General features: G+C 70.6%; 8 protein-coding genes and 1 pseudogene. 6 read left to right on the top strand and 3 right to left on the bottom strand.

Annotated elements, in window-relative coordinates; translation table 11 throughout:
- Both I6A60_RS32950 and I6A60_RS32945 read left to right on the top strand, forming a co-directional pair.
- The coding region (locus I6A60_RS32950; RefSeq protein WP_203042622.1) for an ATP-binding domain-containing protein at positions 1-353 on the top strand (353 nt) is incomplete at its 5' end.
- 217 nt (positions 354-570) lie between these two features.
- The gene (locus I6A60_RS32945) at positions 571-771 is read left to right on the top strand and encodes a hypothetical protein (protein WP_203019155.1); all 201 of its coding nucleotides are present in this window, start codon (positions 571-573) and stop codon (positions 769-771) included.
- Between the two features lie 153 nt (positions 772-924).
- On the opposite strand, the gene I6A60_RS32940 is transcribed toward I6A60_RS32945, so the two are convergent.
- Together I6A60_RS32940 and I6A60_RS43765 are read right to left on the bottom strand one after the other, a co-directional pair.
- Positions 925-1,374 (bottom strand): group II truncated hemoglobin, encoded by a 450-nt coding sequence (locus I6A60_RS32940; protein ID WP_203019157.1) that lies wholly within the window; start codon positions 1,372-1,374, stop codon positions 925-927.
- A 119-nt stretch (positions 1,375-1,493) separates the two neighbouring features.
- A complete protein-coding gene (locus tag I6A60_RS43765) occupies positions 1,494-3,878 on the bottom strand; it encodes a diguanylate cyclase (RefSeq protein ID WP_203019161.1) in 2,385 nt (794 codons plus the stop codon).
- Positions 3,879-4,511: 633 nt separating this feature from the next.
- On the opposite strand from I6A60_RS43765, the gene I6A60_RS32930 reads away from it, so the two are divergent.
- On the top strand, positions 4,512-5,285 hold the full coding sequence (locus I6A60_RS32930) for a sulfite exporter TauE/SafE family protein (RefSeq protein ID WP_203019163.1): 774 nt from the start codon (positions 4,512-4,514) through the stop codon (positions 5,283-5,285).
- A gap of 298 nt (positions 5,286-5,583) precedes the next feature.
- Here I6A60_RS32930 and I6A60_RS32925 read toward each other — a convergent pair whose 3' ends face one another.
- Positions 5,584-7,605, bottom strand: a complete 2,022-nt coding sequence (locus tag I6A60_RS32925; protein ID WP_203019165.1) for a bifunctional diguanylate cyclase/phosphodiesterase — start codon at positions 7,603-7,605, stop codon at positions 5,584-5,586.
- Positions 7,606-8,041: 436 nt separating this feature from the next.
- On the opposite strand from I6A60_RS32925, the gene I6A60_RS32920 reads away from it, so the two are divergent.
- The 3 genes and pseudogenes from I6A60_RS32920 to I6A60_RS32910 all read left to right on the top strand — a co-directional run.
- Positions 8,042-8,287 (top strand): hypothetical protein, encoded by a 246-nt coding sequence (locus I6A60_RS32920; RefSeq protein ID WP_203019167.1) that lies wholly within the window; start codon positions 8,042-8,044, stop codon positions 8,285-8,287.
- Between the two features lie 187 nt (positions 8,288-8,474).
- Entirely contained in the window at positions 8,475-9,083 is a 609-nt protein-coding gene (locus I6A60_RS32915; RefSeq protein ID WP_203019169.1) for a GAF and ANTAR domain-containing protein, read from the top strand.
- Between the two features lie 445 nt (positions 9,084-9,528).
- Positions 9,529-9,680 (top strand): annotated as a pseudogene (locus tag I6A60_RS32910) (cytochrome P450); the annotation flags it as partial.
- Between the last annotated feature and the right edge of the window lie 174 nt (positions 9,681-9,854).

The raw sequence follows: 9,854 nt of genomic DNA, 5'->3' as shown, positions 1-9,854 counted from the left end.
GCACCCTCGCCGTCGTCACCGCCCTCGACCCGGTCGAGCAGACCCTCACCGTGCGCACCGACGAAGGCGAGACCATCGGCTACGACTTCACCGAGCTTGATGAGCTCGTCCACGCGTACGCGCTGACGATCCACCGCTCCCAAGGCAGCGAATACCCGGCCGTTGTCATCCCGGTCACGATGAGCGCCTGGATGATGTTGCAACGCAACCTGCTCTACACCGCGATCACCCGCGCAAAGAAGCTCGTCGTCCTCGTCGGATCGACCAAGGCGATCAGCCGCGCCGTCCACACCGCCACCGCGGGCCGCCGCTACACCGGCCTCGCCCACCGCCTTCATCAGACCGCCCCGTGAACAGGCCGACCCAGGCCGGTAAAGCATCATCTGGGATCGGACAATCGCTCGGGCTTTGATCGTCGCGAACTTGCTGTACGGCTTCAGCGGCGGCCGTCGGCCGCCGCGCCGTGCTGCCGCACCCGCCATGGAGGGTGGGCCCGCCGCCCAGCCACAGGCCATCGCGGAGCAGGCGCTTGCACGAGTCGCAGCGTGCCGAAGCCGCTACGCTTACACGATGCCCGAGCCGCCGGTCGTCCCGTTCGGACGCGCGCCAGACGAGGCCGCCTGGTGGGCGACACTTCCGTCAGGTGCCGTCCTGCACCGCGGCCGGCTCAACGATCTGCTCTCCGCGGTCGAGACTGCGATGAACGTCGAACTCCCAGCCCGTCCCTTTTCGTTCAGCCTCGACGCCGCCAGCATCCGACAGGAGCAGTAGCGGGCAGGGACCCAGCGGCAGTTGTCTCCTGCCGCGTACGGATAGGCGACGTCGTACGGGAACAGCCCCCGTCGTAGGGAATCCGGCCGGCAGTCAGCGCGGGTTCCTGCTGCCAGCGGCACCGCGCCGGACACGGTCGCGGTGCCGGCCGGGTCAGTGGACGAGGCCGTCGTGTCCCCAGCGTGGGGTGGGGCCGGGCTCGCCGAGATCGGCGCCGACCGGGTTCTGTGAGACGTCCTGGGCGATGGCCGTGCCCCACTCGAAGTACGCCATCAGCGTCGTGGCGAGCTCGGGTTGGCCGGGCAGGACCTCGCTGATCGCGTTCGCCATCAGCTCCAGCCAGCGCCGCCGATGCTCGTCGCGGATACCGAGGCCGAGGTGGCTGCGTAGCAGCGCCTGATGACCACCGAGCGTCGCGGAGAAATCCGCCGGCCCGCCGAACACCTCCGCCAGCCACACCGCGACGTGATCGAGATGGGTCGGCGTGAAATCCGCGAAGACGGGTGCGAGCAGTTCGTCAGCCAGGACCCGGTCGTAGAACGCCGCGGACAGCCGCCGCAGCCCGTCCAGACCACCGACCTCGGCGTAGAGCGAAGAACCCACGATCACTCTCCCGATGCTGGCACGAGGCGGCGTCCTGCTCTCCACGATGCCAGACCCGAAGACGACGACCCGACTACGCGGTCTCGGCCTTTGCCACAGCGGTGCGCGGACGGCCCGTGTCACCTGCGACGAGGTGCTGCCTCGGGAGACCGGCGGCCGGTCGCGCGGGTGTCGTGTGGGTCGGGTTGCCAGGTGCCAAACGGGGGGCCGGTGGCGAAGGCGCAGCCGAGCTGGTGGGCGCGGTGGGCGGCGGGTTCGTCGTCGACGGTGGCGGCGAGGGCGACCCCGAGGCCGCGTAGGACGTCGAGCAGGGCGGTGAGCACCAGGTCCGCGCGGCGGCCTTCCTCAGTGCTGCTGGGTGGGTGGGTGAGGGGTGTGTCGAGGACGGCGAGGTCGAGGGGCAGGACGTGCAGCGCGTCGAGGGCGGTGTCGGGTGCGCCCAGCTGGGTGAGCGAGATCCGCACGCCCAGGCGACGTAGGTGGCGCAGCCTGGGAGCGGCCGTGTGTAGCTCGCGGGTCTTCGTGGTCGCGGGGAGCTGGACTACCAGTGCCCGGGGGGCCAGCGCCGCCGTCGCGAGTGCCCCGCGTATCTCGCCGATGATTGTTTCGTCGGCGAGCAGGCGGGCCGCGACCGGGACGTGGACGGGCAGGAGCTCGCCGGTGCGGTGGTGGTGGTCGGCGGCGTGGGTGCAGGCGCGGGACAGCAGCAGCTGTTCCAGGGTGGGCGCGAGACCGTCCGCGAGGGTGGTGGGCAGCATGTCGCTTGGCTCGACCGTGCCGAACGTTGGGTGGGTCCAGGTGAGCCGGGCCTGCTGCCCGACGGTCGCGCCACCCGGCAGCGCGACGACGGGCCGGTAGTAGACGTCGAGTTCCCCGCCGGCGGGGTCGCCGCGTAGGGCGGCGCCGAGCGCGGCGTACAGCGCCGAGGTGTTGTCCGGCGCGATCGCGGTCGGGTCGTAGACCGTCAGCCCGCCCGTGCCTGCGGCTTTCGCCGCGTACATGGCGATATCGGCGCGGTGGATCAGCGTCTCGGCGGCCACCGGGCCGGCGTCCCGGTCCGCTACCACGAGCCCGACGCTGGCGCGCACCGCGTGATCGCCGCCGGCGAGGCTGACCGGCCGGCACACGGTGTCCGTGAGCCGGCGCCCCACGGCGACCGGGTCGCCGGTCTGCCCGTCGAGCAGGACCGCGAGCTCGTCCCCACCGAGCCGCGCGACCGTGTCCCGGGCGCGGACGGATCCGAGCAGCCGGCGGGCGGTCGCGCACAGCAGGTCATCGCCGGCGGCGTGTCCGAGCGCGTCGTTGACGTGCTTGAAGTTGTCGAGGTCGCAGAACAGCACCGCGATCGAGGTCGGTGAGCGTGCTCGGCGCGCCAGCGCCTGGGCCAGCCTGTCGTTGAACAGCGCCCGGTTCGCCAGACCCGTCAGCGGATCGTGAAAAGCCTGGTGGCGCAGCGTGATCTGGTCCTGTTCGACGCGGGCGATGAGCCGCACGTTGTCCGTCAACGTGGTCAGCTGCCGGGCCAGGGCGAGGACCAGCAGTCCCAGCATTGCCCACAGCTCCGGGGTCAGACCACGTCCGGCGTCCAGATCCAGCAGCGTGACGACGCTCGCGGCGACCAGCGGCACATACGGCAGCAGGACATGCCACCAACGGCGCAGCACCGGGCCATGGGCCGCCGCGATCCGCCCGTCCCGGCCGGTGATCGTCACCGGTGGGAGCAACGTCGCCCACGCGACCAGCAGCGGCGCGACGACGACCGCGAGATCGGCCACGCCCAGATCCTCGGGCCGGCCCTCGATCTGCGCGCGGACCTGCCCGAGGGAGTAGACCGTGAACGCGACCTGCGCAATACCCAGCAGCGCCAAGCCCCAGGGGCGCCGCGGCCGGCGGAACGCCGCGAGCAGGAAGACCACGACGACGAGCGCCGTCCCGACCGCGGTCGTCGAGAAGTAGAACAGCAAGATCGACGCATCGGTGTCCGCGCGGGCCGCCCCCCGCAGGACGAGAATCCAGGCCAGCAACGACACGGCCGCGGCCACCAGCAGCCCGTCCAAAGTGGTGATCAGGTGCAGGCGCGGGCCGCGCTGTCCCTGCCGGCCGCGGATCGCCACGTCGAACGGGTCCGACGGGTAGAGCAGCAAGCCGACCAGCGCGGCCAGCCACGCCAGCACCACCAGCGCGGCCAGACCGTCTGGCTCCACGAGCGTCCGGGTCGACCGTGGATAGCCCAGCAACTGCAACGCGCTGACCGCCACGCCACCCAACAGCGTCGCGGCCATCAACGCACGCCACCACCGCTCCACGCCACGCCATCGCCGGGCCGTCATGACGCATACCCAGCACGACACCCCCAGCGAGACCGAGCCGGTGTACCGCACCACCACGTCCTGCGCCGCCGGTGGCAGCACGACCACACAGGCCGCCATCACCAGCGCATACGCGACGACCCCGAAGCCGAACCACCTCGCCCCTCGACCATCACCCAGCAGTCCGACGGGCACGCCGTCGCCCATACGCTCCCGCCTCCCGAGCATGCTGACGCCCGCCCTGGCCGGCCGCCGCTCTCCAATGCCCGTTCCCCGCACGCGACCACCAACGCCCACGAAGATGACCCAACAGCACCGATTGGGCACTCTAGGTAGCAATCGGGGAGATGTGCGAGGTCACCGCAGGCCTAGCTAGAGCGAGCAAGACCCGATCTTGAAACGCCGCCCGCGTCCCAGAGCCGAATGGTTTCGTCGTAGCTACCGCTCGCGAGAGCACGCCTGTCCGTCGTCAATGCCACCCCGGTCACCGGCCGGGTCTGGCCGACGGGCGGGCGCCCAGCGGCCCGGGGGCGGAGGTGTCGCCCGGCCGCGAGCGAGCGGCCCGTGTTGTTGCCCGTGCAGCGCCTCCTCGGCTCGCGCGCTCCCACCATCGCGCATGCCACCGGCCGCCCAGCGGTGCGGGCCGGCGGGCTGCGCCGCCTACGTGCGCGATCCGCTGCTCTCCCTCGGGTACGGGACACACCTGTCGGACCCGGCGGCGCGACGCCTCCGAGACAGCCACTGTTCGCCGGACCGTGGAAGGGTCGGTGACGGAGTGCCGAGACGCGGACGACTCGGTCGGGTCCGTTTCAAGAGGAGTCAGCCGGTTTGACAACAATCGTGTCCGGGTTCGTGGCCGGTCTGGTGCTCGCGACGGTGACGGCGCCGGTCGGGGTCTCGGGCGCGGTGTTCCTGCTGCCAGTGCAGCTCGATCTGCTGTCCGTCCCGAGCCCGGCGGTGACCCCGACGAACCTGCTCTACAACGTGATCGCCACACCGGGATCGTTACTGCGCTACCACCAGCAGAAGCAGCTCGGCGGTGCGCTCGTCCGCCGGATGATCGCGGGCACGCTGCCCGGCGTCGTGCTCGGCGCGGTCGTACGAGTCCGCTACGCACCAGGAGCCGCCCTGTTCCATGTGCTGCTGGCCTGCCTGCTGCTGCCCCTCGGCGTCTGGCTGTGTGCCCGCACGTTGCGGTCCCCCCGCCGACGCGAACGGCCGCCCGTCGGGTCCCGAGCCGTCACACTGCTGGCACTAGCCGTCGGCTTCGTCGGCGGCGTCTACGGCATCGGAGGCGGATCGATCCTCGGCCCGATCCTCGTCGGCCGCGGCATGCCCGTCGCCACGGTCGCGCCCGCCACCTTGGCCTCCACCTTCGTCACCTCGATCGCCGGAGCCGCGACCTACGCCGTTCTGGCCCTCACGACCCCGGGCAACATCTCCCCCCACTGGGCGCTCGGCCTTGCCTGCGGCGTAGGCGGCCTCACCGGCGGCTACCTCGGCGCACGACTCCAGCCCAAACTCCCCAACACCGCCCTGCAACTGACCCTCGGCGGCCTCGCGATCGCGGTCGCCACCCTCTACCTCGCCGAAGCCACCTGACCCAGCCGCGAAATCTGCTCTGGCACAAAGGAGCCCCGGACATCCCCGCGATGGGGATGTCTGGGGCTCGGCGGACTGTGGATCGTCGGCGCTGACCGGCCGAGACGCCGACGAGTCGGGCGCTCCGCTGAACACGAGTCAGCCGCAGTGGCCCCGATCGTGTTCGGGTTCGTGGCTGGCCTGGCGCTCGGCGACCGTGACGGCTCGCGGCCAGCCGGCGGAGCGAGATCCAGGGCCGTCGGAGCGAGCACGGCCCGCGCCGACGCCATGATCGCCGAGCCTGTGCCGCCGGGGGAGGTCATCTCGCGGGTCGGTTGGGGTGATGCAGAGGGGCTTGGCGGTGGTGCCACTGGTGGTAGAGGTCGGCGGGTGGCATGGGCTGGCCGTGGTACCAGCCCTGGCCGACGGTTCCGGGGAGCTGCGCGAGGACGGCAGCGGTGCGCTCGTCTTCGACGCCTTCGGCGAGGAAGGTCAGGCCGAGGGCGGCGCAGAGCTGGTGGACGCTGGTGACGATGGCGCGGGCGGAGCGGTTCGTCAGCATGTCGCTGACGTAGGACCGGTCGATTTTCACCTCGCCGAGGGGCAGGAGTCGTAGCTGCTGCATCGAGGCGTAGCCGGTGCCGAAGTCGTCGAGCGAGAGGACGACGCCGATGCCGGCGACGCGGGCGGCGGCGCGGGTCATGCGGACGCTGTCGGCGAGGAACGTGCGTTCGGTGATCTCGATGGTGAGCTGGGAGGGGTGGATGCCGTGGGCGCGCAGGGTGGTGGCGACGTCGTCGGCGAAGGTCGGGTCGCCCAGGTCCTGTGCGCTGGCGTTCACGGCGACGCGGATCGGGAAGCCGTCGTCGTTCCACTGGCGCATCTGGGCGGCGGCGGCGTGGACGACGTGTCGGGTCAGCAGGTGGATCACCTCGCTGGTCTCGGCCGCGTCGATGAACTCCTCGGGAGGCAGCGGCCCCCAGGTCGGGTGTGTCCAGCGGACGAGTGCCTCGGCGCCGGCGAGCAGGCCGGTGCTCAGCTCGACTTGGGGCTGGTAGTGCAGGGCGATCTCGCCGTGGCGGCGGGGGTCGGTCAGGGTTGCGTAGAGCTCGCTGATCAGCGTGGTTCGGCGGCGGGTCACGGTGGCGGCGCTGGGCGCGAACAGCGCGACGGCCCGGTCCTGCTGGCAGGCGTTGTCGAGGGCGAGGTCTGCTTTCAGGAGCAGGCCGTCGGGGTCTCGGCCGTGGTGGGGCGAGAAGGCGACGCCGGCGGCGCAGTCGAACCGGAACGGCAGACCGTCCACGACCATCGGGGTGGACAGCGCCGCAGCCGCCTGCGTCGCGGTCTCGACGGCACGGATCGTGGTGGTGTCGGGTAGGAGTAGGACGAAGGCCTCTCCCGAGAGGTGCGCGACGGTGCTGTCGCTATAAGAGGCGCGCAGCCGGGTGGCGAGTTCCCGCAGGATCTTTTCGTAGACGTCCCGGCCGAGGGTTCGGCTGATGTCGAGGACCGGGTTGGTCGAGCGGATGGTGGCGAGCGCGAACGGACGGACACGGACCCTGTCGTTGGCCGTGATCGCGTCGATCTGGACGGTCAGGCCGGCGCGGTTGCACAGCCCGGTCACCGGGTCGCGATGCAGGCGCTGTTCGTGGCGGATACGGAGCCGGGTGGACAGGCTGATCGCGAACAGCGGGGCCGCGGCGACCAGCGCCCACCAGCCTGGGAGCGCGACGAGCAGGAGCGGGACGAAGAACACCGACGTCACGCTGACGAGAAGATCGTCGACCGCGGGCTCGACCGTCTGCGCGAGGCTCGCGACGACGAGCGGGCCGGCGAGCAGCAGCGCGTAACTCACAGCTGTCCACAGCGCTGCCAGTTCCAGGATCCACGCGACATCAGGCCCGGTCAGCGCCGTGACACCGAGGTCGAACGTCGGATGCGGGCTGGCCAGATCGGCGAGTATCCCGACCGCCGCGAAAGCGACGACGAAACGAGCAGTGGCGAAAAGGCTGCCGAAGAGCACATAGCGTTGGCCGATGGTGTTCGCGGCACCGACAAGGGTCTGTACCGCGATCGCCTGACCCTCGCCCCACAGCAGGAAGATACCGAGACAGATTCCCACGGACAGTGATGACTGCATCTGGACGCGGTCGTTCTGGACGGCGACGAGCGGCGCGTCGACAAGCAGAGCGAGCACCGCGAATACCCAGAACGCGGCGGATGTGCTACCCGCGAACCGCGCCACCGAGGACACATTCCACACGATCGCCGCGAGGGCAACCACGAGCACGGCGAGTGCGGGCAGTACGAAACGCAGCCTGACGCGGCCGTCCCCCGACACACACCGACACTCCCCGCCGGCCACGCGCCACGCAATCCGGGACCGGCTGATCTCAGGCGATTTACCCAGCGCGCGGCGCCCGCCCCACGGAGCGGACTACTGGCGACACCTACGCATCAACGGAAGTCGGCTCGCTGGGTGGCCTGCCGGAGTTCGCCCCGCAGCTCACCAGAATTTACTTCGATGTAGATATGCGTGATGGAGCTACGACTAACCGGGGAGCGAGCATCACCGTTCACCGGGAGCGTGGCCGAATAACTATCCCCACGATGCGGACTGCATCTTGCGAGTCTCGGTGTCGATGACGTCGGGGGGCCGCCACCGACACCGAGACTGCGCCTACAAACATAGCTCGCAGATGGATTGGGAAAGAGCCGATTCGCGGCCTCGTTGCGGGGTCGATCTGGGCCACGGATCCGCCGGATATCGAACGGCGGTGGCGAACAAGCAGCTGACGGCCGATGGCCGAACCCGCCTCGGGCATCTAGGGGTGGACTCGTTCGGGCTCAGGCCACGGGTCGACCGACTACTCGTCGGCGCCCCACCCGACGACTGCGCCGACGACATGCCCGAGTTCATCGCCGCGGCCACGGTGGCCGAGTCGGTGCCGGCCGGCCGGTGGGCCCTGGACCTGCCGATCGCTGTCGACGCCCACAGAGCGCGAGGATTGCCTCCAGCGTGATAGATCCGACGTGACACGATGTGTCGTGATGGTCTAGCGCCTGTCGGGGAGGCGAGCGGCTGTGCGCGATTCGGGCTGGTTCCGGGATCTGCTCCGTGACGTGGTCGCGGACCCGCAACGCTGCTGCGCGGCCTTGGAATGTCTGTGTGGGGTCGTCAAAGTGCGACTACCGGTCGACGGGGTAGCCGTGGCAGTGTCAGCAGACGCGGTCAACCGGGCTGCCTCGGCGGCCAGCGACGCGACGGCCGCCACGCTGGACCGGCTGCAGGCCCGTGTGGGCGAGGGGCCGTGGTGGGACGCGGTGCGCTCGGGGCGCCCGGTGTTGCTGTCCGATTTGGGGGGTCCGGTCGGGCGACGGTGGCCGACGCTGGGCGCCGCGGCGGCTCCGACCGGCGTCCGGGGGATCTTCGCGTTGCCGATGATGCTCGGCTTGGCCCGGCTCGGAGCGTTGGAGCTGTTCCGGTTCGTGCCGGGCCCGCTCACAGCCGCCACACTCGCGGACGCACTGAACGCCACCCAGGCCGCGGCGCTGCTCGCCGCGCAAACCCTTCCCGACGATCCCGCCCCGGCCCAGATGGGGGCGTTGCGGCCCCGAATCGAGGTGCACCGGGCGGTCGGCATCGTCATGGTCGAACGCCGCGTCGGCGCGGTCGAGGCACTCGCGCGGCTGCGCGCCGACGCGTTCGCCCGCGGGCTGACCGTGTCCGATCTCGCGAACCGCATCGTGACCGGGGACATCCAGCCCCACGAGCAGACCCCGACCGAACCGGAAAGCGATCGCCCCGACGCACCCTGACGACCCTCCCAGCGGCTGCGCCTGTAAGAGGTGCACGAGCCCCCACGGACCGCCTGTCACCGCCGTCGGGTGGCCGAGGTGCTCGTTGAGGTCCGCCTCTACCGCGCCGGCGGCAGATGCGGCGAACGCCGGTCCAGTTGTGGATCAGTTACCCGAGAACGGCTACGCACAGCAACTACGATACCGATATATCGGCGACGGCGCTGGGGGTCGGCACGGTCGCCCGACAGGGTCGATGTGTGCTCATTGTGTGTACGGACGATCCAAGGAGCCCAGGACATCCTCGACGCCTGGGCCGACCTCCGCGACAACCCTCCCGCGAGCAACGCCGAGCTGTTCCGCCGGCTCCACGACTAGCTGGCGTTCTGTCCGGGCCCAGATATGGATCATTGGGTCGCTCGTCAGATACGGACGGGTTCCGCCACGAGCCTGGAAGGCCGAAGCGATGACCGACTGGACGGCCATCGACTTCTTCAACGACACGTCACTCGTCGAGGATCCCTGTCCCTACTTCGACGACCTGCGCGCCCAGTGCTGCCCTTGCCGCACCTCGGCGTGGTCGCGGTGACCGGTCATGATGAGGCGCGCGAGGTGTACTACGGCCCCGGTTGACCGTCACGCCCCCGTGTGCGCCGCCCGGGGCCCGGGCACACGACGAGGACCTACGCCGTGATCGCCGGTCTGGCCTGGCCCTCTACTGGTCGTGGAACGTCCACTGTTACAGCCGCTGGCGGGCCGAACGGCGATCACGCCGTGCCGCGCCGGGACACC

It is taken from the genome of Frankia sp. AgB1.9, assembly GCF_016786355.1.
In the GTDB taxonomy this organism is placed as follows: Bacteria; Actinomycetota; Actinomycetes; order Frankiales; family Frankiaceae; genus Pseudofrankia.
The sequence above is the reverse complement of the archived record's forward strand: the minus strand, read 5'-3'. Positions and strand labels throughout refer to the sequence as shown.

What these genes read in the sequence shown, in the direction of transcription:
- I6A60_RS32945 (WP_203019155.1), top strand. Translation starts at nt 571, where the DNA reads ATGCCCGAGCCGCCGGTCGTCCCGTTCGGACGCGCGCCAGACGAGGCC.